Source organism: Microbacterium helvum (assembly GCF_014779795.1).
Taxonomy (GTDB): domain Bacteria; phylum Actinomycetota; class Actinomycetes; order Actinomycetales; family Microbacteriaceae; genus Microbacterium; species Microbacterium helvum.
Window position 1 is genome coordinate 48,851 of record NZ_JACXZS010000015.1, and the last position, 20,264, is coordinate 69,114.

General features: G+C 71.6%; 18 protein-coding genes. 14 read left to right on the forward strand and 4 right to left on the reverse strand.

Translation table 11 applies throughout. The annotated features are described in order from the left end of the window. Positions 1-73 precede the first annotated feature (73 nt). From IF188_RS18540 to dapF, 5 genes are all read left to right on the forward strand, one after another. Complete coding sequence (locus IF188_RS18540; RefSeq protein WP_318152942.1) at positions 74-1,066, forward strand: phosphotransferase family protein; 993 nt, start codon at positions 74-76, stop codon at positions 1,064-1,066. Positions 1,067-1,131: 65 nt separating this feature from the next. Continuing rightward, on the forward strand, positions 1,132-2,682 hold the full coding sequence (miaB, locus tag IF188_RS18545) for a tRNA (N6-isopentenyl adenosine(37)-C2)-methylthiotransferase MiaB (protein WP_191173292.1): 1,551 nt from the start codon (positions 1,132-1,134) through the stop codon (positions 2,680-2,682). Between the two features lie 76 nt (positions 2,683-2,758). Continuing rightward, entirely contained in the window at positions 2,759-3,706 is a 948-nt protein-coding gene (gene miaA, locus IF188_RS18550) for a tRNA (adenosine(37)-N6)-dimethylallyltransferase MiaA (protein WP_191173293.1), read from the forward strand. Continuing rightward, entirely contained in the window at positions 3,703-4,122 is a 420-nt protein-coding gene (locus tag IF188_RS18555) for a GNAT family acetyltransferase (RefSeq protein ID WP_191173294.1), read from the forward strand. The genes miaA and IF188_RS18555 overlap by 4 nt, the downstream gene beginning before the upstream one ends. Positions 4,123-4,170: 48 nt before the next feature. After that, a complete protein-coding gene (dapF, locus tag IF188_RS18560) occupies positions 4,171-5,043 on the forward strand; it encodes a diaminopimelate epimerase (protein WP_191173295.1) in 873 nt (290 codons plus the stop codon). 66 nt (positions 5,044-5,109) lie between these two features. On the opposite strand, the gene IF188_RS18565 is transcribed toward dapF, so the two are convergent. Then, complete coding sequence (locus IF188_RS18565; RefSeq protein ID WP_191173296.1) at positions 5,110-5,754, reverse strand: class I SAM-dependent methyltransferase; 645 nt, start codon at positions 5,752-5,754, stop codon at positions 5,110-5,112. Positions 5,755-5,877: 123 nt separating this feature from the next. Here IF188_RS18565 and hflX point away from each other — a divergent pair, with 123 nt between their 5' ends. Beyond that, the gene (hflX, locus tag IF188_RS18570; protein WP_191173297.1) at positions 5,878-7,398 is read left to right on the forward strand and encodes a GTPase HflX; all 1,521 of its coding nucleotides are present in this window, start codon (positions 5,878-5,880) and stop codon (positions 7,396-7,398) included. Between the two features lie 139 nt (positions 7,399-7,537). Here hflX and IF188_RS18575 read toward each other — a convergent pair whose 3' ends face one another. Further along, on the reverse strand, positions 7,538-9,451 hold the full coding sequence (locus tag IF188_RS18575) for a S9 family peptidase (RefSeq protein ID WP_191173298.1): 1,914 nt from the start codon (positions 9,449-9,451) through the stop codon (positions 7,538-7,540). 255 nt (positions 9,452-9,706) lie between these two features. Between IF188_RS18575 and IF188_RS18580 the strand changes: the two genes are divergently transcribed. Then, positions 9,707-10,669, forward strand: coding sequence for a methylenetetrahydrofolate reductase (locus IF188_RS18580; protein ID WP_191173299.1), 963 nt, complete (start codon positions 9,707-9,709; stop codon positions 10,667-10,669). Between the two features lie 97 nt (positions 10,670-10,766). Continuing rightward, the gene (gene metE / locus IF188_RS18585) at positions 10,767-13,097 is read left to right on the forward strand and encodes a 5-methyltetrahydropteroyltriglutamate--homocysteine S-methyltransferase (RefSeq protein WP_191173300.1); all 2,331 of its coding nucleotides are present in this window, start codon (positions 10,767-10,769) and stop codon (positions 13,095-13,097) included. An 84-nt stretch (positions 13,098-13,181) separates the two neighbouring features. Here the strand turns inward: metE and IF188_RS18590 are convergent, their stop codons facing one another. Together IF188_RS18590 and lexA are read right to left on the reverse strand one after the other, a co-directional pair. Beyond that, a complete protein-coding gene (locus IF188_RS18590) occupies positions 13,182-14,768 on the reverse strand; it encodes a hypothetical protein (RefSeq protein WP_191173301.1) in 1,587 nt (528 codons plus the stop codon). A gap of 87 nt (positions 14,769-14,855) precedes the next feature. Continuing rightward, positions 14,856-15,536, reverse strand: coding sequence for a transcriptional repressor LexA (gene lexA, locus IF188_RS18595; protein ID WP_191173302.1), 681 nt, complete (start codon positions 15,534-15,536; stop codon positions 14,856-14,858). A 262-nt stretch (positions 15,537-15,798) separates the two neighbouring features. Here lexA and IF188_RS18600 point away from each other — a divergent pair, with 262 nt between their 5' ends. From IF188_RS18600 to IF188_RS18625, 6 genes are all read left to right on the forward strand, one after another. Further along, positions 15,799-16,170 carry a LysM peptidoglycan-binding domain-containing protein gene (locus tag IF188_RS18600; protein WP_191173303.1) on the forward strand — a complete coding sequence of 124 codons (372 nt, stop codon included), beginning with the start codon at positions 15,799-15,801 and terminating at the stop codon, positions 16,168-16,170. 65 nt (positions 16,171-16,235) lie between these two features. Continuing rightward, positions 16,236-17,330: a histidinol-phosphate transaminase gene (locus IF188_RS18605; RefSeq protein WP_191173304.1), complete on the forward strand. Its 1,095-nt coding sequence runs from the start codon at positions 16,236-16,238 to the stop codon at positions 17,328-17,330. After that, positions 17,327-17,935, forward strand: coding sequence for an imidazoleglycerol-phosphate dehydratase HisB (gene hisB, locus IF188_RS18610; protein ID WP_191173305.1), 609 nt, complete (start codon positions 17,327-17,329; stop codon positions 17,933-17,935). The genes IF188_RS18605 and hisB overlap by 4 nt, the downstream gene beginning before the upstream one ends. Beyond that, on the forward strand, positions 17,932-18,603 hold the full coding sequence (hisH, locus tag IF188_RS18615; protein WP_191173306.1) for an imidazole glycerol phosphate synthase subunit HisH: 672 nt from the start codon (positions 17,932-17,934) through the stop codon (positions 18,601-18,603). Before hisB ends, hisH begins: the two co-directional genes overlap by 4 nt. Positions 18,604-18,702: 99 nt before the next feature. Continuing rightward, positions 18,703-19,449 (forward strand): bifunctional 1-(5-phosphoribosyl)-5-((5-phosphoribosylamino)methylideneamino)imidazole-4-carboxamide isomerase/phosphoribosylanthranilate isomerase PriA, encoded by a 747-nt coding sequence (priA, locus tag IF188_RS18620; RefSeq protein WP_191173307.1) that lies wholly within the window; start codon positions 18,703-18,705, stop codon positions 19,447-19,449. Beyond that, positions 19,433-20,224, forward strand: a complete 792-nt coding sequence (locus tag IF188_RS18625) for an SseB family protein (protein WP_191173308.1) — start codon at positions 19,433-19,435, stop codon at positions 20,222-20,224. Before priA ends, IF188_RS18625 begins: the two co-directional genes overlap by 17 nt. Positions 20,225-20,264: the final 40 nt, after the last annotated feature.

Consider the following 20,264-nt stretch of genomic DNA (forward strand, 5'->3'; position numbering starts at 1 on the left):
CCCCGAAACACGGGCGCACGGTCCTCTCGACACACGGCACGGCGGGCGCTCGTCCCACCGCTAAGGTGAGCGGGTGCTCACGAAGTTCGTGCTCGATGACGAGCAGCTCACGGCCCTCGTCGCCCCGGTCGGGCGGCTCACCTCCGCCGAAGTGCTGTCGGGCGGAATGTTCGCCACCGCCTACCGCGTGCAGTTCGACGACGGGCGCCGCGCGGTGGCCAAGATCGTGGGAGCCGACACGTCGCGTCTCTACCGCTACGAGCTGGGGTTGCTGGGCACCGAGGCGCTCACCTACCGGATGCTCAGCGACAGCGGTGTGCCCGTGCCGCAGGTGCTGCACACCGATTTCAGCCGCGCCGCCGTCGACGCCGACGTGGTGGTCGCCGAGCACCTGCCCGGCGTCCCGTGGCTCGACGTGCAGCTCGACGACGCACAGAACGCCGTCGTGCGCCGCGGACTCGGCGCCGTCATGGCTGATCTGCATCGCGTCGCCGCGCCGAGGTTCGGCTACCCGGCGGTCGATGCCGCGCTGTCGGGCGACAGCTGGCGCTCCGCGTTCGGCGCCATGATCGACGCAGTGCTCGCCGACGCCCAGCGCTGGGACGTCGCGCTTCCCGCCGTCCGCGTGCGTGCCGCGGTAGCGGCGCACGGAGCAGCACTGGATGCCGTCACGCGCCCCGTCGTCGTGCACACGGACCTGTGGGCCGGCAACATCTTCGTCGACCCCGCGACGCTCGACATCGTCGGCATCATCGACACCGAGCGCACGCTGTGGGGCGACCCGCTCCACGAACTCGCGGGTGCGGACCAGCTCGGACACGGCGACCCCGATGCCGACCTGCTGGCCGGCAACTCCGGGGCCGGCGGCATCCTCGCGGCCGAACTCGCGTCGCCCACCGGACCGGCGCGCCTGCAGCTGTCGCACCTGTACTTCTCGCTGATCCTCGCCAGCGAACCGGTCATCCGGGGCTACGAGGGGGAGTGGGTGGCCGGCTACCAGCAGACCGCCCGTGACAACATCGAACGCGCGCTCGCGTGGCTGGAGGATGCCGCCGTGCAGGGCTGACGGTCCGGTGGCGGCATCCGCGGTCCGGACTCGTGCCCAGCCGCGGCTCGTAGAATGGCGGGATCATGTCTTCCCCTTCCGCTTCACCGACTCTCATCGCGCCGTCGGACGCGTCGATCGACGCCGACGGTCGCGCCCGCACCTATGAGGTGCGCACGTTCGGCTGCCAGATGAATGTGCACGATTCCGAGCGGCTCTCCGGCTCGCTCGAGAGCGCCGGCTACGTGCGCGCCGAGGTCGGCGAAGAAGCCGACGTCGTCGTCATCAACACGTGCGCCGTGCGCGACAACGCCGCCGGCAAGCTCTACGGCACGCTCGGCCATCTGAAGTCCCGCAAAGACAAGCACGAGGGCATGCAGATCGCCGTCGGGGGCTGCCTCGCGCAGATGGACAAGGACGTCGTGCAGCAGAAGGCGCCGTGGGTCGACGTCGTCTTCGGCACCCACAACATGGGGTCGCTGCCCAGCCTGCTGGAGCGTGCCCGTCACAACGGCGAGGCAGAGCTCGAGATCCTGGAATCCCTCGAGATCTTTCCGTCGACGCTGCCCACCAAGCGCGACAGCGTGTACAGCGGCTGGGTGTCGATCTCGGTCGGGTGCAACAACACCTGCACCTTCTGCATCGTGCCGAGCCTGCGCGGCAAAGAGAAGGACCGCCGTCCCGGCGACATCCTGAATGAGATCCGCCTGCTCGTCGACGATGGCGCGATGGAGGTCACCCTCCTCGGCCAGAACGTCAACTCGTACGGCGTCGAGTTCGGCGACCGTCAGGCGTTCGGCAAGCTGCTGCGCGCAGCGGGCGAGATCGACGGCCTCGAGCGGATCCGCTTCACGAGCCCCCACCCGGCCGCGTTCACGGACGACGTCATCGACGCGATGGCCGAGACCCCCGCCGTCATGCCGCAGCTGCACATGCCGCTGCAGTCGGGCAGCGACCGCATCCTCAAGGCGATGCGCCGGTCGTACCGCAGCGAGAGGTTCCTCGGCATCCTCGACCGCGTGCGCGCCAAGATGCCCGACGCCGCGATCTCGACTGACATCATCGTCGGCTTCCCCGGCGAGACCGACGAGGACTTCGAAGACACCATGCGGGTGGTCGAGCAGGCGCGGTTCGCGAGCGCGTTCACGTTCCAGTACTCGATCCGCGAGGGCACGCCTGCGGCGACCATGACGGACCAGGTGCCGAAAGAGGTCGTGCAGGAGCGCTACGAGCGCCTGATCGCCCTGCAGGAGCGCATTTCGCTCGAAGAGAACCAGAAGCAGGTCGGCCGCGACGTGCAGGTGCTGGTGTCGACCGGCGAGGGCAAGAAGGACGCTGAGACGCACCGCCTCACCGGTCGTGCCGAAGACAACCGGCTCGTGCACTTCGAGGTCCCGGCGGGCTCCGAGAAGCCGCGACCGGGTGACGTCGTCTCTGTCGTCGTGACGCACGCCGCACCGTTCCACCTGCTCGCGGACTCGCCCGACGGGGCGCCGCTGCGCATCCGTCGCACGCGCTCCGGCGACGCCTGGGATCGTTCGCAGGCCGAGTCGTGCGCGATCCCTGCGCCCGCGGGCGAGACGGGCGCTCCGCGCGCGGTCTCGCTGGGCCTGCCGACCCTGCGCATCGGCGTATGAGCGTCGCTCAGACGAACGGGTCGACCCTGTCCGCGCTGTCGAAATCGGCATCCGCGCCCGGACTTTAGGGCAGCGGATGCCGCAAACGACAGCGCGAAGCGAAGAACCAGGACGACCGCGACTCTGGGCCGTCGTGGGCGCCACCGGCACGGGCAAGACGTCGCTGTCGCTCGACCTCGCCGAGGCGCTTGCTGACCGGGGGCGCGCGGCCGAGATCGTGAACGCCGACGCGATGCAGCTGTACCGCGGCATGGACATCGGAACGGCCAAGCTGCCGGTCGGCGAGCGGCGCGGCATCCCTCACCACCTCTTCGACGCGCTCGAGGTGACCGACGAGGCGGCGGTGGCCTGGTATCAGGATGCCTCCCGCGCGGTCGTGCGCGGCATCCATTCCCGCGGAGCGGACGCGATCCTCGTGGGCGGCTCGGGACTGTACGCGTCGAGCGTGCTGTTCGATTTCCGCTTTCCGCCGCGCGACGAAGCGGTGCGCGCACGTCTGGAGGCGGAGCTCGAAGAGTCGGGCCCCGGAGCGCTGTTCGCGCGCTTGCGCGACCTCGACCCCGCGACCGCCGAGCGGGTCGACCCCCGCAACGGACGCCGCATCGTGCGCGCGCTGGAGGTGCTCGAACTGGGGGAGCGCACGCACGGTGCCGCGCTGCCCGAAGCGCCCGTCCTGTGGCATCGCGATACCCGCATCGTCGCCGTCGGTGTGCCGCGTGACGAGCTCGTGGCGCGGCTCGACGCGCGGGTCGAGGGCATGTGGCGCGACGGGATCCTCGACGAGGTGCGGGAGCTGCGGACGCACGGCCTCGAAGACGGGGTGACGGCCCGGCGCGCCATCGGCTATGCGCAGGCGCTCGCCCAGCTGGCCGGCAACCTCACCGAGGCCGAGGCGATCGCCGAGACCCAGGCGCTCACGCGCCGCTACGCGCGACGCCAGGTGTCGTGGTTCAAGAGATACGACGGCGCGCGGTGGGTGGAGTCGGGAGCGGATGCCGGCGGCCTGGCAGACTCGTGGACATGACCCCCGAGATCCGTGCGTTCGAACTCGCCGACACCGAGGACGTCGTGTCGCTGTGGCAGACGGTCGGGCTCACTCGCCCGTGGAACAACCCGTACCAGGACATCAACCGCAAGCTGAGCGTGCAGCCGGAGCTGTTCCTCGTGGCCGTCGACGGCGGCGTGGTGGGCACCGTGATGGCCGGCTACGACGGTCACCGCGGCTGGCTGTACTACCTGGCCAGCGCACCCCACCGCCGGGGCGAGGGGATCGGGCGGCTGCTCGTCGAACGCGCCGAGGAGCTGCTGCTGGAGCTGGGATGCCCCAAGGTGCAGCTCATGGTACGTCCCGACAACGGCATCGCGCGCGGCTTCTACGACGAGCTCGGCTATGAGCCTTTCGACACCTGGACGACGGGCAAGCGACTGATCGCCGACTGAGCGAGCCCGCGCGAGCCGGGCCGATCGGCCCGCCCGTAGACTGGGACGATGCCGCAGACGATCGCGTTCACCAAGGGCCACGGCACCGGCAACGACTTCGTGATCGTCCCGGATCCCGACGGCGCCCTCGACCTCTCGGACGACCAGGTCGCCGTCCTGTGCGATCGGCGCTTCGGCATCGGCGGCGACGGCATCCTGCGGGTCGTCCGCGCGGCCGCGATCGACGAGGGCGCGGATGCTGCAGCATCCGGCGCGGAGTGGTTCATGGACTACCGCAACGCCGACGGCTCGAAGGCCGAGATGTGCGGCAACGGCGTGCGCGTCTTCGTGCGCTACCTCGTCGACGCCGGCTGGGTGGACCTGGATGCCGGTCCCCTCGCGATCGGCACACGCGCGGGGGTCAAGACGGTGACGCGCAACGAGCGCGGCTACGAGGTGGATCTCGGCGCGTGGCGCGTCGACGAGTCCGAGGTACTGGTGCGCACGCGTGGGGGCGGCGCTCCGCGGCCGGGCGTCGGCATCGACGTCGGCAACCCCCACGTCGTCGTGGCGCTGCCCGACGAGGCCGAGCTGGAGGGTCTGGACCTCGCGGTGCAGCCGATCCTCAGCCCCGAGCCGCCGCACGGCGCCAACATCGAGTTCGTGGTGCCCAGCGACCCGCTGGTGCACGAGGGCGTCGGCTCGATCCGCATGCGCGTGTTCGAGCGGGGTGTGGGCGAGACGCTGAGCTGCGGTACCGGCGTCGCCGCCGCCGCGCTCGCCGTGCGTCACTGGGCCGGTCCCGCCGCGCCCGACCGCTGGGTCGTCGACGTCCCCGGCGGAACGCTGGGCGTGCGGATGCCGGTGGTCGCGGGGCAGCGGCACGTGCTGCTCTCCGGCCCGGCCACGCTCGTCTACTCGGGTGAGGTCACGCTCGCTTGACGAGTCGCCGCGGGACCCGGCACGATGTCCGGCGGCGGGCGGTGGCTGGATGTCCTGCGCCGGAGGTCAGGCGATGACCGGGATGTCCTCGGTGGGGGGCGTGCCCTGCCGGCGCACCTTCAGCACGCGGAACCCGCGGGCCGTCGCCGAGCGGTGGACGCTGTACCCCGGAGAGAACGTCGCGGCGAGCCAGCGCTGGAGCGAGTCGGACCCGAGGTTGCGCTGCACGACCAGCCACGCGTCGGCGCGTTCGTCGAGCCGCGGGATCCAGCGCTCGAGCAGCCCGTGGAGCTCGTTCTTGCCGACGCGGATGGGCGGATTCGAACGGATCGTGCGGAACACGACGTCGTCGGGAACATCATTCGGCAGCGACGCGTTGACGTTGTCGAGGCCGAGCGCCTCGGCGTTGCGTCGCACGAGGTCGAGGGCGCGCTCGTTGACGTCGACTGCCCAGATCCTGGCGTGCGGCGCCTCGAGCGCGAGGCTCAGTGCGATCGGGCCCCAGCCGCAGCCCAGATCGAGGAAGTCGCCCCCGGCCGGCGGGGGCGGCGTATTCGCCAGGAGCACGCCGGTTCCCGAGTCGACGTGATCGGGGCTGAAGACGCCGCCCGCCGTGGTGACGTCGAGGTCACGGCCGGCGAGCCGGACGCGGACACGTCGCAGATTCTCGGGACTGGCGGGGGTCGCACTGAAGTAGTGATCGCCGCCCATGGCTGACGAGCCTAGCGGAGGACCCACCCCCGTGCCCACTGGGCGCGACTAGAATTCACGGATGCCTGTGATCGGCCGATGATGGGGCGAAAACCGGGCATCCACCCACACACGAAGGAACACATGACGGACACCACCACACCCCGAAGCACCGACGAGACCCCGGTGGACCCGGTGGATCGGGTGCTGTCGCGCGCCGAAGCGCGGTCCGGGGTGCACGTCTTCGGCGCCGCGCAGGCGCTGCAGGACGAGACCACGATCGGTCGCGCCGACACCGACGGCGAACAGTGGGATCGGGAGGAGCGCGCAGCGCTGCGGCGTGTGCCCGGACTGTCGACCGAGCTCGAAGACGTCACCGAGGTCGAGTACCGCCAGCTGCGGCTCGAGAACGTCGTGCTCGTCGGCGTCCACCCGCAGGGTCAGACCGAGGACGCCGAGAACTCGTTGCGCGAGCTCGCGGCGCTCGCCGAGACGGCCGGCGCGGTCGTGCTCGACGCGGTGCTGCAGCGCCGTCCGCACCCCGACCCGGCGACCTACATCGGCCGCGGCAAGGCGGAGGAGCTGCGCGACATCGTCGCCGCCGTCGGCGCCGACACCGTGATCGCCGACACCGAGCTCGCGCCGAGCCAGCGCCGCGCGCTGGAAGACGTCGTCAAGGTCAAGGTCATCGACCGCACGACGGTCATCCTCGACATCTTCAGCCAGCACGCCAAGAGCCGCGAGGGCAAGGCGCAGGTCGAGCTCGCACAGCTCGAGTACCTGCTCCCGCGCCTGCGCGGCTGGGGCGAGTCGATGAGCCGTCAGGCCGGTGGCCAGGTCGGCGCCGGCGGGGCGGGCATGGGCTCGCGCGGCCCCGGTGAGACCAAGATCGAGCTCGACCGCCGCCGCATCCGCACGAAGATGGCGCAGCTGCGCAAGCAGATCCGCGACTTCGCGCCCGCGCGCGACGCCAAGCGCGCCGAGCGCAAGCGCAACACGATCCCGTCGGTGGCGATCGCCGGGTACACCAACGCCGGCAAGTCGTCCCTGCTGAACCGCCTGACGAGCGCGGGCGTCCTGGTCGAGAACGCGCTGTTCGCGACGCTGGATGCCACCGTCCGGCGCTCCGAGACGACCGACGGCCGCGTCTACACGCTGACCGACACGGTCGGCTTCGTGCGCAACCTGCCGCACCAGCTCGTCGAAGCGTTCCGTTCGACGCTGGAGGAGGTCGGTGGGTCCGACGTCATCATCCACGTCGTGGACGGCTCGCACCCCGACCCCGCCGCTCAGCTGGCGACGGTGCGCGACGTGATCGGCGACGTGGGCGCTCGCGACATCCCCGAGCTCGTGGTCTTCAACAAGGCCGACCTGGTCGACGATGACACGCGACTGGTGCTGCGCGGGCTCGAGCCCAAGGCGATCTTCGCGTCCTCGCGCACCGGCGAGGGGATCGAAGAGCTGCGCGCGGCCATCGAGGCGGCGCTGCCGCTGCCGGCCGTCGAGGTGCACGTGCTCGTGCCGTACGACCGCGGCGACCTGGTGTCGGCCATCCACGAGCAGGGCATGCTGCTGTCGCAGCAGCACGAAGAGGGCGGAACCGCGGTGCACGCCCGTGTCGGCGAGCACCTCGCATCCCGCCTCGCGCCCTATGTCCGAAGCTGAAGGTTGGACCGTGCAGGACCACTTGCGCGGTCAACCCGACGACAGCGTGGCACTGTTCCGCGCGGTCGAGGCGGGCTGGATCGACGAGGCGTACGCGGTGGGCTGCGGCGCCCACCTCGGCGACTGACCCGGCTCGACGTCAGTCGAGGGCGAGCTTCGGCACACCCGGCGTCTCGAAGCCGAAGACCTGGCCGAGGAACGCCAGTTCTGCCTCGAGCGTCCGCACGATCGTGTCGGCGCGGCGGAAGCCATGGCCTTCGCCCTCGAAGGCCAGATAGGCGTGGGCGACGCCGTTCGCCGCGAGCGCGTCGCGCACCGCCTCGGACTGCGATGGCGGCACGACCAGATCCTCGAGCCCCTGCTCGATGAGCAGCGGCGTGCGCAGGCGGTCGAGGTGCGACAGCGGCGAACGGGCGATGTACAGCGCTTCGGCCTCGGGCCGCGGTCCGACCATGCCGTCCAGGTACCGCGCCTCGAAGTCGTGGGTGTCGTCCGCGAGGCGGCGCAGATCAGCGACGCCGTAGCGGCTGATGCCCGCGCCGAAGGCATCCGAGTTCGTCACGGCGCACAGCACGGTCCAGCCGCCCGCCGATCCGCCGGCGACGGCGATGCGGGCGGGGTCGGCGGCTCCTGCTCTGCCGAGCCCCCGCGCGGCGGCGACGACGTCGTCCACGTCGACGACGCCCCATTCTCCGAGCAGGCGCTCGCGGTAGGCGCGTCCGTACCCGGTGGATCCGCCGTAGTTGACATCGAGGACCCCGATCCCGCGGCTGGTCAGGTAGGCGATCTTGCCGGATGCCGCACCTCCGACGTGGTCCGTCGGCCCGCCGTGCACGAACACGACGTACGGCGGCAGCTCGCCGTCCGGGGCGACGGCATGGGGGTTCCTGGGCGGATAGTCGAACGCGTGCACCGGGCCGTGCGGCCCGGGGAAGGTCACGGCGCGGGGGAGCGGCATCCATTCGTCCCCCCACGGCGAGGATGCGCCGGCGATCGGTTCGGCATCGTCGGGATGATCGACGTCGACGAGCCACAGGCCCGCGCCGCGTGCGCTTGCACCCGAGAGCAGAATGCGTGAGCCGCGCACGTCTTCCAGCGACAGGCGCGTGACCGGCTCGACGGGCAGCGCCCGCTCGTCGCCGGCCGGGGCGAGCACCACGAGCTCGTCACTGCCGTTCGTTCGCACCGCCACGATGCGGCCGTCGTCGAGCACCGAGAACCATCGCGTTCCCAGCACCCACAGCGGTCCGCCGGTGTCGGCGTCCGCCGGTGCGACAGCAGAGGGGGAGGCTCCGGATACGCGCGTGCGCCACAGGTTCCAGCGGCCGGTGGGGTCGTCCGAGAACACGAGTTCGTCGTCGCGTGTCCATTCCGGCTGCAGCGGCGACGAACCGCCGCCGGTGAGCGTGCGCCAGGCCTGGACGCGGCCGTCCTCGACGCGGCCGACGCGCAGCTCGGCGCGGTCCCATGCCATGTGGGGGTGGTCCCATGCGATCCACGCCAGGTGCGTGCCGTCCGGTGAGAGCGCCGGGTGCGCGACGAAGTCGCTGCCGGCCACGAGCGGATGCGGTCCGGAGCCGTCTGTCGCGACCTCGACGATGGCGCGGGGCGGCACGTCCCGCCCCGTCGTGTGATCCTCGCGCACTGTCAGCAGTCGGCCGTGCTGCAGTGTCAGCCCGCCGTATCGGACGTCGCCGGCCTCCGGGGTCAGCGGCACCGGGGCGTCGGCGCCGGGATCGAGACGCCACACCCGCTGGTCGCTCTTCTCCACGAAGTACAGCGTCCCGGCGTCGTCGGCGGTCCACGACCCGCCGCCGTACTCGTGCACGCGTGAGCGGGCGCTCCAGGGCGCCGGCAGCACCTCGACGACGGATCCGGATGCTGCACGCCGGCGCACGCCGGAACGCCCTGCCTCTTCGGCGATCGATTCGCCCCACCACACGTCGTCGCCGACGAACCGGGCGCCTTCGATGCGCGCGGAGGATGCCGACACGTCTGCCGCGGTGAGAGGGGAGGGCCAGCTGCCGTAGGGGGAAGGAGTGGATGAGGTCACGCCCCCACGCTACGACCTTGCGACGTGCGCCGTCGCGAAACAGAAGGTCACAGGAACCGCGGGCTCAGGATGATCCGCTACGGTGGACGCATCGTCGCCCGGTCATGACCGGGCAGGAGCGACAGCCGAGCCCGGCACCCGCCCGCGATGACACCCCGTGCCCCACGGCACGAGCGGTGCCGCGGCCGACCGGGCTTCTTCCGTCTCGGCTGAGCCCCCTCCCCACAGGTAGCACTGTCCACCCGGAGAGACACGATGTCGATCGATCTGAGCGCACCGCCCGTGCCGATCTCGTTCGAGGTGTACCCGCCTCGCACCGAGGCGGGATGGCCCGCACTGCACGAGACCATCCGTCACCTCGCGGCTGTCGGCCCCCGGTTCATCTCCGTCACCTACGGCGCGGGCGGTTCCACCGGCGGGCGTTCGCTCGAACTCCTCACGCACATCCGACGCGAGACCGACGTCGAACCGCTCGCGCACCTCACCTGCGTCGGGAACACGTGGGCGGGTGCGAATGCGCTCATCCGGGAGTTCCTGGATGCCGGCATCACGAGCTTCCTCGCGCTGCGCGGCGATCCGCCGGTCGGCACGGCGCAAGAGGACATGCACCTGGGCGACCTCGCGAGCGCGGCCGAACTCGTGCAGCTGATCGACCGGGTGCAGGCCGAGCGCGAGCCGTACGCCGAAGCGCCGATCCCCGGCGTCCCCGGGGCCGTTCGTGTGGACCGACGCGCCGGCGTCGACATCGCGGTCGCCGCGTTCCCGCACGGCCACCCGCGCTCCCGCCACGCGACCGAGCACATCGACGCCCTGCTGGCGAAAGAGGCGGCGGGTGCCACGCTGGCGATCACGCAGCTGTTCTTCGACGCGGACGACTATCTCGGCTTCGTCGATGCCGCCCGCACGGCCGGGGTGACGATCCCGATCCTGCCGGGCATCATGCCGATCACCTCTCCGGCGCGACTGCGGCGCACGCTCGAGCTCACCGAGCTCCCGCGACCCGCCGCGCTCGCCGCGGCGCTCGAGACCGAGCCGACGACCGAGGGCCAGCGGGCCGTCGGCGTCGCGCATGCTGCCGAGCTCGCCCGGGCGGTCCGCGACGGCGGTGCACCCGGCATCCATCTCTACGCCTTCAACAACCACGACATCGTGCTCGGAGTGCTGCAGGACGCCGGGGTCATCGCCTCCGCGCCGCGAATCCTCGAACCCGTCCACTGAGCGCGGTCGCCGCATCCCGTCGGAGGTCCGACGGGTCTCTTCGGCGACCCCGGAAACACCCCATGACCACCCAGCGAGACCGAAAGAGAGATCCACGATGACCGATTCCCGCACGCCCTTCCCGCAGGGGACGATCCTCGGCTACCCCCGCATCGGCCGGCGCCGCGAGCTCAAGCGCGCCGTCGAAGCGCACTGGGCAGGTTCGATCGACGAGGCGACCCTCGAGGACACCGCCGCGCGGCTGCGCCGCGCGACGCGTGAGCGCCTCGCGGAGCTCGGCCTCGGCCGCGACGACTCCTCGATCCCCGAGTCGTTCTCGTTCTACGACCAGGTGCACGACGCCGCGGTGACCGTCGGCCTGCTGCCCGAGCGGTTCGCCGCGCTGCGCGGCGCCGACGGCTCGGTCGGGCTGGACGCGTACTTCACCGCCGCGCGTGGTGCCGGGGACGATGCAGCCCTCGAGATGACGAAGTGGTTCGACACGAACTACCACTACCTCGTGCCCGAGGTCGGGCCGAAGACCGCGTTCGCGCTGTCGAGCGACCGCTTCGCACGCCAGGTGGCCGAGGCCAAGGCGGACGGCTTCACCACCCGCCCCGTGATCGTCGGGCCCGTGACGCTGCTGGCGCTCGCGAAGGCGGCCGACGACGCGCCCGAGGGCTTCGATCCGCTCGACCGCCTCGACGACGTCGTGCCCGTGTACGTCGAGCTGCTGGCCGCACTGCGCGCCGCAGGCGCCGACTGGGTGCAGCTCGACGAGCCGGCCCTGGTGAGCGAGAGCCTCGCGGCGAGCCCGGAGACTCTCGCGGACGCCGCCGCCCGCGCCTACGCGACGCTCGGCGGTCGCGCCGATCGGCCGAGCCTGCTGGTGGCCGCCGGGTACGCCCAGCTGTCGCCCCAGGCGTGGACGGCGCTCGCCGCCGCGCCGATCGAGGCCATCGCGATCGACCTCGGCCGCGGTGCCGTGCCGGCGCCGGCCGAGGGGCTGGCCGGCAAGACGCTCGTGGGCGGCGTGATCGACGGCCGCAACGTGTGGCGCGGCGACCTCGCCGGCGCATGGGACCGCCTCGTCGCCCTCCGCGGACTGGGCGCGGCGCAGGTGAGCGCGGGCACGTCGACCTCGCTGCAGCACGTCCCGCACGATGTCGACGAAGAGACGGCGCTCGACGCGCGCCTCGTGTCGTGGCTCGCCTTCGCCGACCAGAAGGTGGCGCAGGTGGTGACGCTCGCGACGGGCCTCGTCGAGGGGCGTGAGGCCATCGAGAGCGCGCTGTCGGCGGCATCCCTCGCCCTCGCCGACCGCCGCTCGGCACCGGGCGTGCACGACGGCGCCGTGCGCGCGAAGGCCACCGGGCTGGGCGCAGGCGACTTCGAGCGCGGTGACTACGACGCCCGCGCCGTCGCGCAGGACGCCGAGCTCGGCCTGCCGGTGCTGCCGACCACGACGATCGGCTCGTTCCCGCAGACCGGCGACATCCGTCGTGCCCGCGCGCGTCACGGACGCGGCGAGCTCTCGGCCGACGAGTACGAGGCGTTCCTCCGCGACGAGATCGCGCGCGTCGTGACGCTGCAGGAGGACCTCGGGCTCGACGTCCTCGTGCACGGCGAGGCCGAGCGCAACGACATGGTGCAGTACTTCGCCGAGCACCTGGACGGGTTCGCCGTCACGCAGCACGGCTGGGTGCAGTCATACGGCTCTCGCGCCACGCGGCCGTCGATCCTCTGGGGCGACGTCTCGCGGCCGGCGCCCATCACCGTCGACTGGACGGTGTTCGCGCAGTCGCTCACCGACAAGCCGATGAAGGGCATGCTCACGGGACCCGTGACGATCCTCGCGTGGTCGTTCGTGCGCGACGACCAGCCGCTCGGCGCGACGGCGAACCAGGTCGCCCTGGCGCTGCGCGACGAGATCGCGGACCTCGAGGCGACCGGCATCCGCGTCATCCAGGTCGACGAGCCGGCGCTGCGCGAACTGCTCCCGCTCAAGAAGGCCGACCAGCAGGCGTACCTGGAGTGGTCGGTCGGGTCGTTCCGGCTCGCGACGGCGGGCGCCGCGCCCGCCACGCAGGTCCACACGCATCTGTGCTACTCGGAGTTCGACGTCGTGATCGACGCGATCGCCGCGCTGGACGCGGACGTCACCTCGATCGAGGCGGCGCGCAGCCGCGGCGAGGTGATCGACGACATCGCCGGCTCGGCCTTCGTCGCGGGCATCGGTCCGGGGGTCTACGACATCCACTCGCCGCGCGTCCCGGCGGTCGCAGAGATCGGCGCGCTGCTGGACCGCGCGGTCGGGCAGCTGCCGCTGCGTCGGGTATGGGTCAATCCGGACTGCGGCTTGAAGACGCGCGGCTACGACGAGACGGTCGCGTCGCTGCGCAATCTCGTGGCGGCGACCATCGAGGTGCGGGAGCGACTGAACGCCTGAGCCGGCGCGCCGAGACGAGGAGGGGCGGTGCGGATTCGCACCGCCCCTCCTGGGTGTCGTCGCGTGCTGCGGATGCTGCGGACCCTATGGGCGCTTCGGGCGCTTCGGGGGGCGAGGGGATGCCGCACCTCCGGCTGCGGCGTCGCCGGCGTCCCCGGGCTCGAGGTCGGGCAGCGGCGCGGTCTCGGCATCGGGCGAGGGCAGCGGGAGAGTGTCGTTGCTGCCGTCGCCGTCGGCGTCGGCGTTGGCGTCGGTGCCCGTGTCCACGGTCGCTGCTTCTGCGACTGCGGCCTCCGCCTCGGACTCATCGACGGAGCGCCGCGTCGCGACGGCGCGTGCCGCATCGTCGGGGCGCTTCTGCAGCAGCTCCAGGACCCAGGCGACGATGATCGCGACGACCACGACGAGGAAGATGTCACCCGCCGACAGAGGCCGCAGCGCCATCAGCCAGACGACCGCGAGGATGACGACGACGATGCGCACCAGCACCCGCTGGCGACCCATCCAGGTGCCGACCCGGCCGGTGTCGAGGCCGCGCGCAGCGAGTCCGGCGCGTGCACTCGCGTTGAGCCCGCTGACGAGTCCCCGCACGCGGCGAGCGGGCCGCCAGCGGCCGGTCACCCACCCGACGACGGCGATCAGCGCGCCCAGCAGCGCCACGACGAGGGCCGTGCGCCGCATGTCGTCGACGAGGGCCGTGTAGATCACGTCGAGCGCCGGTACCGAGAGGTCGAGGTCGCTGGCGGCGTTCGCGACCACGAGCGTGCCGATCGAGAACGTCGACGCGAGCGCGGCGCCGCCGATGAACAGACCGATGCCGGTACCGAGGACGGCGACCGGGCGGCGCCGGGCGATCAGGATGCCGGCGACGAAGAGGCCGATCGCGATGAAGGGCAGCCACCATCCCGCGACGTCGGCGATCGCATACACGGTGCGGATCGTGCCGACCGCCGAGCCGTCGCCGATGATGATCGTCCTGTCGACCTCGGGGATGAGCGATGCCACTCCGACGCCGTTGTCGACGAGTCGCTGCTTGACCTGATCGATGATCGGCCCCAGCTTCATTCCGAGACCCTCGTCGGTGAGCACGAACACTCCGGCGCCGTCGGAGGTGGCCGTCGTCACCAGTGCGCGGTGCGCGCCGCGCACCGCCGTCGCCCAGACGTCCGCGAACGCGTCGGACTCGACGACGCGCGTGACGCCCGTCTGCACCAGATTGTGCAGGCCGTCGGCGGCCGGCTGCTGCAGGAGCTTGAGCGCAGCGACGGCGCGGGGGCCGAGTCCGAGGTCGGAGATCCCGTCGATCACGTTGCCGGTGAGCTCGGTGAAGTCGACCTGCGCGTCGACCGCGTCCATCGCCTCCGAGATGATGAGGCTCTGCACGTGCGGGTCCTGCGCGAGGGGTGCGAGCGTGGCGACGAACTTCTCTTCGTCGACGAGCTCGCTGCGCGCCCACGCGGCCACGATGGAGACCGGTACCAGGATCGTCGCGATCACGATGCACAGCGCCGAGAAGAACGCGCGCCAGCGGGATCCCTTCAACCGCTCGTCGGGCGCAGGCGCTGCGTCCGCGCCTGTCGTGGCTCGCAGCCGGGCGTTCTCAGCTTCGAGGGCTTCGAGCCTCGCGCGAAGTGCGGCGGTGTCGTCGGCGGTGGTCGCATCGGCGGTCATTCCCCCCTTATAGCGCCTGCGGCCGACATCCCGCCACCTGCCGCACCGTGCGGCGGACAACGCGCGACGCCCGCGCCGGCGGCCGGGTCAGACCGCGCGCAGGACCGCGACGACCTTGCCCAGCACGACGGCCTCGTCGCCGAGGATCGGCTCGAACGCGGAGTTGCGGGGGAGCAGCCACGTGTGACCGTCGCGCTGGCGGAACGTCTTCACCGTCGCCTCGCCGTCGAGCATGGCCGCGACGATGTCGCCGTTCTCGGCGGTGGCCTGGGACCGCACGACCACCCAGTCGCCGTCGCAGATCGCCGCGTCGATCATCGACTCGCCCGACACCTTCAGCATGAACAGGTCGCCCTTGCCGACGAGCTGACGGGGGAGCGGGAAGATCTCCTCCACCTGCTGCTCGGCGGTGATGGGCACGCCGGCCGCGATCCTGCCGACCAGCGGCACGAGCGCCGCGTCGCCGAGCGCCGGCGCGGTGTCGGCGGGGTTCTCGGTGGACGCGCCGGGAAGATCGATCAGCACCTCCATCGCGCGGGTCTTCCCCGCGTCGCGGCGGAGGTAGCCGCTGAGCTCGAGCTGGTTCAGCTGGTGCGTGACGCTGGACAGCGATTTCAGCCCGACCGCGTCGCCGATCTCGCGCATGCTCGGCGGGTAGCCGTGACGGGCGATCGAGCGCTGGATGACCTCGAGGATCGCGAGCTGCTTGTCGCTGAGGCTCTTGCGTCGTCGGGTCTGTGGCTTGTCGCGACCGGCCGCGTCGCTCATGTCCGGCTCCGTCCTGCGCTGCGTCGTCGAGCGCTGTTTCTTCGAATGTCGGAGGCCCGTGGTGGGGTTCTCTTATCGAAACCGTATCCGGATCCGTGCGCCGAGGGGAACAACCCGTCCGCGTGTCGCGTTCGAGGGATGTGCACCGGGATCGACTGTTGACATCTATCAGAATCGAAGATAGCTTCGGAAAAGAGGTTCGGATTCCCCGCTCCCGGCCGAGCGGGGAATGCGAATCTCTCCCCAGCAGGAGGAGAACAGCATGACCGCGATCAGCTTTTCGTCGACCGTCGCCGCGCCGGCGCGCGCCACGCGCCTGCGACTGACCGTCCGCGGTCGTCGGGTGCTGGCGATGCTGGCTGCGCTGCCTGCCCTGCTCGCGCTGGGAGCCGCGGTCGTGCTGGGCGGCGGTGCGGCCCTCGCCTCGCGCGACGACGGCGCGCCGGTCGACTCCTTCGAGACCGTCCTGGTGTCGGCGGGCGACACCCTCTGGTCCATCGCCGAAGAGGTCGCGCCGGGGCACGACCCGCGCGATGTCGTCGACCAGATCGCACGGCTGAACGCGCTGCCCGGCGTCTCCGTGCAGGCGGGGCAGCGACTGGCCATCCCCGCGCAGTACGCCGACGGCCGCTGAACGGCGGACGGACCGCCCCGACGCTCTTCGTCACGCGAGGATCGGTGTCTCGCCACCGCTCTAGCATGGGAGGGGTGAGTGCACGTCTCGAAGACCTCCCTTTACGCCCCGATCTCCGTGGGCAGAAGCCCTACGGAGCCCCTCAGGCCCCGCTGCCGGTGGCGCTGAACGTCAACGAGAACACGCATCCCGTTCCGCAGGACGTGGCGGACGACATCCTCGACTCGATCGCACGGGCGCTGCGCGACGTCAACCGCTACCCGGACCGCGAGTTCACCGCGCTGCGCGAGGGCTTCGCCGAGTACCTCGGTCACGGCCTGACCCGTGACCAGATCTGGGCGGCCAACGGCTCCAACGAGGTGCTGCAGCACATCCTGCAGGCTTTCGCGGGCCCCGGCCGCACCGCGTTCGGGTTCTCGCCCACCTACTCCATGTATCCGCTGCTCACGCGCGGCACGGGCGCCCAGTGGGTGTCGGGCACCCGCGCCGCCGACTACACGGTGAGCGCCTCGGACGCGGCATCCCAGGTGGCCGATGCCGCACCCGACGTCGTGTTCCTGTGCGCGCCGAACAACCCGACCGGCACGCCGCTGCACCTCGACGTGGTCGAGGCGGTGTACGAGGCGGCCGACGGCATCGTGATCGTCGACGAGGCGTACTTCGAGTTCGCGCCCGCCGATGCGCGCTCGGCGCTGACCCTGCTCCCCGGCCGTGAGCGACTGGTCGTCTCGCGCACCATGAGCAAGGCGTTCGCGTTCGCGGGCGCCCGCGTCGGCTACCTCGCCGCCGATCCGGCGCTGATCGACGCGCTGCGGCTCGTGCGCCTGCCGTACCACCTGAGCGCTCTCACGCAGGCAGCCGCATCGGCTGCACTGCGCCACGCGCCGGTGATGCTCGGCATGGTCGACGAGATCGTCGCCCAGCGCGACCGCATCACGGCGACGGTCGAGGCGCTCGGCTACACACCGCACGAGTCGTGGACGAACTTCGTGCTGTTCGGCGGAGTGGACGACCCCGCCACGACCTGGCAGGCGCTGTACGACCAGGGCGTGCTCATCCGCGATGTCGGCATCCCGCACCACCTGAGGGTCACGGCCGGGACCGCCGACGAGACGACCGCGTTCCTGGACGCCCTCGCCTCGGTAGGATCGGCCGCATGAGCGCCGCACCTCGCACCGCCTCCCTTCGGCGCGCGACCAGCGAGTCGACGGTCGAGCTCGAGCTCGACCTCGACGGCACGGGCCGCAGCCGCATCGACTCGACCGTGCCGTTCTTCGACCACATGCTGACCGCGTTCGCGAAGCACTCGCTGACAGACCTCACGGTGCGCGCCTCGGGCGACACCGACATCGACGCTCACCACACTGTCGAAGACATCTCGATCGTGCTCGGCCAGGCGATCCGCGAGGCGCTCGGCGACAAGTCGGGCATCTCGCGCTACGGCGACGCGCTGGTGCCCCTCGACGAGGCGCTCGCGCAGGCCGTCGTCGACATCAGCGGCCGCCCGTACCTGGTGCACACCGGTGAGCCCGCCGGTTTCGAGCACCACCTGATCGGCGGCCACTTCACGGGTTCTCTCGTGCGTCACACCTTCGAGGCGATCTCGTTCAACGCCGCGCTGACCGTCCACGTCAACGTGCTGGCGGGGCGCGATCCGCACCACATCGCCGAGGCCGAGTACAAGGCGTTCGCCCGGGCGTTCCGGCAGGCCAAGGCGCTGGACCCGCTGGTGGACGGCATCCCGAGCACGAAGGGCGCACTGTGACCGACGCCACCGCCACGCCGAGCGACCGGCCGGTCGTCGCGGTGCTCGACTACGGATCGGGCAACGTGCACTCCGCCGTCAAGGCGTTGATCGCCGCGGGCGCCGACGCGCGCCTGACGTCCGACCGCGGTCTCGTGCGGGATGCCGACGGGCTGTTCGTGCCGGGCGTCGGGGCATTCCGCGCCGTGGCCGAGGCGCTGCGCGCGAGTCGCGGCGACGAGCTCATCGAGCGCCGCCTCGCCGGAGGGCGAGCCGTGCTCGGGGTCTGCGTCGGCATGCAGATCTTCTTCGAGCGCGGCGTGGAGCGCTCGGTCGACACCGAGGGGCTCGGCGAATGGCCCGGTGTCGTGACCGAGCTCGATGCGCCGGTCCTGCCGCACATGGGCTGGAACACGGTGCGGGCCGGCGAGGGCTCCCGGCTGTTCCGCGGCATCGAGGACGAACGGTTCTACTTCGTGCACTCGTTCGGCGCCCAGAAGTGGCTGCTCGAGGTCCAGCCGCCGTTCCCGGAGCCCGTCCTGACGTGGTGCGACTACGGCGCGCCGTTCCTCGCCGCCGTCGAGAACGGACCGCTGTCGGCGACCCAGTTCCACCCCGAGAAGTCGGGCGATGCCGGCATCCGGCTGCTGACGAATTGGATCGACGGCCTTCGCGCGGCTACCCTCTGAACTCGTGCCCGTCCGCGCCGGCGCCACGCACGTCCGCACCGACGAGCGCGTCGCGCGTGACCTCGTCCGCACGCACAAGACTTGATCAGCCAGGAAAACATGAACGATTTCGCGTCTACGCCCAAGCTCGTCCTCCTGCCCGCCGTCGACGTCGCCGACGGCAAGGCGGTCCGCCTCACCCAGGGTGAGGCCGGCACCGAGACGAGCTACGGCGACCCCGTCGACGCCGCGCTGGACTTCGCCCGCCAGGGTGCGGAGTGGATCCACCTCGTCGACCTCGACGCGGCGTTCGGCCGCGGCAGCAACGCGGCGGTGCTGCGTCGCGCGATCAAGCAGGTCAAGGGCGTCCAGGTGGAGCTGTCGGGCGGCATCCGGGACGACCGCACGCTGGAGGCGGCGCTGGAGAGCGGTGCGTCGCGCATCAACCTCGGCACGGCGGCGCTCGAGAACCCGGAGTGGGCGGCAGACGTCATCAGTCGGTACGGCGACGCGATCGCCGTCGGCCTCGACGTGCGCGGCACGACGCTGGCTGCGCGCGGCTGGACCCGTGAGGGCGGCGACCTGTGGACGGTCCTCGACCGCCTCGAAGCAGCCGGATGCAGCCGGTACGTCGTGACCGACGTGACGAAGGACGGCACCCTCAAGGGTCCGAACCTGGACCTGCTGCGCGAACTGACGACGCGCACGCCGAAGCCGATCGTCGCATCGGGCGGCGTGTCGAGCCTCGACGACATCGCGGCGCTGCGCGAACTCGTCCCGCTCGGCGTCGAGGGCGCGATCGTGGGCAAGGCGCTGTACGCCGGGGCGTTCACGCTCGCCGAGGCGCTGGATGTCGCCGGACACTGACCGAAGCGGCGATCACGCGCACCACGGCGCCGCCGATTCTGCCGGCGTGCCGTGGGAGGGCCGCAGCTTCCACAGCAACCCGCACGCGGCGGACGACGGCTCGGCCGATCCCGCGCTCCTCGCCGCGCTGACGGCGTTCCGCGACGGAACGGGCTCGCAGACCGAGGTGGTCGATGCGTACCGCGCCGCGCGGCTGCTGATCCCGCTCGTCGCCGACAAGGGCGATCATGGCATCGGCCCGCACGGTCTCGAGGTCGACAAGACGCAGGAGCTGTCGATCGTGACGGTCGCGGCACCTGACGGCCGGCGCGTGCTGCCGGTCTTCACGTCGGTCGACGCGATGAGGCGATGGGATGCCGCCGCACGGCCGGTCCCGGCCGACGGCGTCCGCACCGCGCTGGCGGCGGCCGCCGACGACACCGATCTGATCGTCGTCGATCCCGGCTCGGCGACCGAGTTCGTGATCCGTCGTCCCGCGGTGTGGGCGATCGGCCAGGGCCACGCGTGGGAGCCGAGCTTCCTGTCGGCCGAGGTGGTGGCGGGGCTGCTGGAGAGCATCGGCGGTGAGCTCGCCGTCATCGACCTCGTGGTCGAATCCGGCGATCCCGAGGCGAGGCTCCGCGGCCCCGAGCTGATCGTGCGCCTGCAGCTGATGCAGGGCCTGGAGAAGGACGAGCTCGACGCGGTGCTCGGCCGGCTCGCGAAGCGGTGGGCAGCCGATGACCGCATCGCGGTGCTCGTGGATTCGCTCACCGTCAGGCTCGTGCGGGCCTGACCCGCGACAGACGCCCCGCTTCGGGCATAGAGTCCTCCTG

Bases quoted from the DNA above. Each gene is read 5' to 3' on its own strand.
- miaB (WP_191173292.1), top strand. From the start codon at position 1,132: ATGTCTTCCCCTTCCGCTTCACCGACTCTCATCGCGCCGTCGGACGCG.
- miaA (WP_191173293.1), top strand. From the start codon at position 2,759: ATGCCGCAAACGACAGCGCGAAGCGAAGAACCAGGACGACCGCGACTC.
- IF188_RS18555 (WP_191173294.1), top strand. From the start codon at position 3,703: ATGACCCCCGAGATCCGTGCGTTCGAACTCGCCGACACCGAGGACGTC.
- dapF (WP_191173295.1), top strand. From the start codon at position 4,171: ATGCCGCAGACGATCGCGTTCACCAAGGGCCACGGCACCGGCAACGAC.
- IF188_RS18565 (WP_191173296.1), bottom strand. From the start codon at position 5,754: ATGGGCGGCGATCACTACTTCAGTGCGACCCCCGCCAGTCCCGAGAAT.
- hflX (WP_191173297.1), top strand. From the start codon at position 5,878: ATGACGGACACCACCACACCCCGAAGCACCGACGAGACCCCGGTGGAC.
- IF188_RS18580 (WP_191173299.1), top strand. From the start codon at position 9,707: ATGTCGATCGATCTGAGCGCACCGCCCGTGCCGATCTCGTTCGAGGTG.
- metE (WP_191173300.1), top strand. From the start codon at position 10,767: ATGACCGATTCCCGCACGCCCTTCCCGCAGGGGACGATCCTCGGCTAC.
- IF188_RS18590 (WP_191173301.1), bottom strand. From the start codon at position 14,768: ATGACCGCCGATGCGACCACCGCCGACGACACCGCCGCACTTCGCGCG.
- lexA (WP_191173302.1), bottom strand. From the start codon at position 15,536: ATGAGCGACGCGGCCGGTCGCGACAAGCCACAGACCCGACGACGCAAG.
- IF188_RS18600 (WP_191173303.1), top strand. From the start codon at position 15,799: ATGACCGCGATCAGCTTTTCGTCGACCGTCGCCGCGCCGGCGCGCGCC.
- IF188_RS18605 (WP_191173304.1), top strand. From the start codon at position 16,236: ATGGGAGGGGTGAGTGCACGTCTCGAAGACCTCCCTTTACGCCCCGAT.
- hisB (WP_191173305.1), top strand. From the start codon at position 17,327: ATGAGCGCCGCACCTCGCACCGCCTCCCTTCGGCGCGCGACCAGCGAG.
- priA (WP_191173307.1), top strand. From the start codon at position 18,703: ATGAACGATTTCGCGTCTACGCCCAAGCTCGTCCTCCTGCCCGCCGTC.
- IF188_RS18625 (WP_191173308.1), top strand. From the start codon at position 19,433: ATGTCGCCGGACACTGACCGAAGCGGCGATCACGCGCACCACGGCGCC.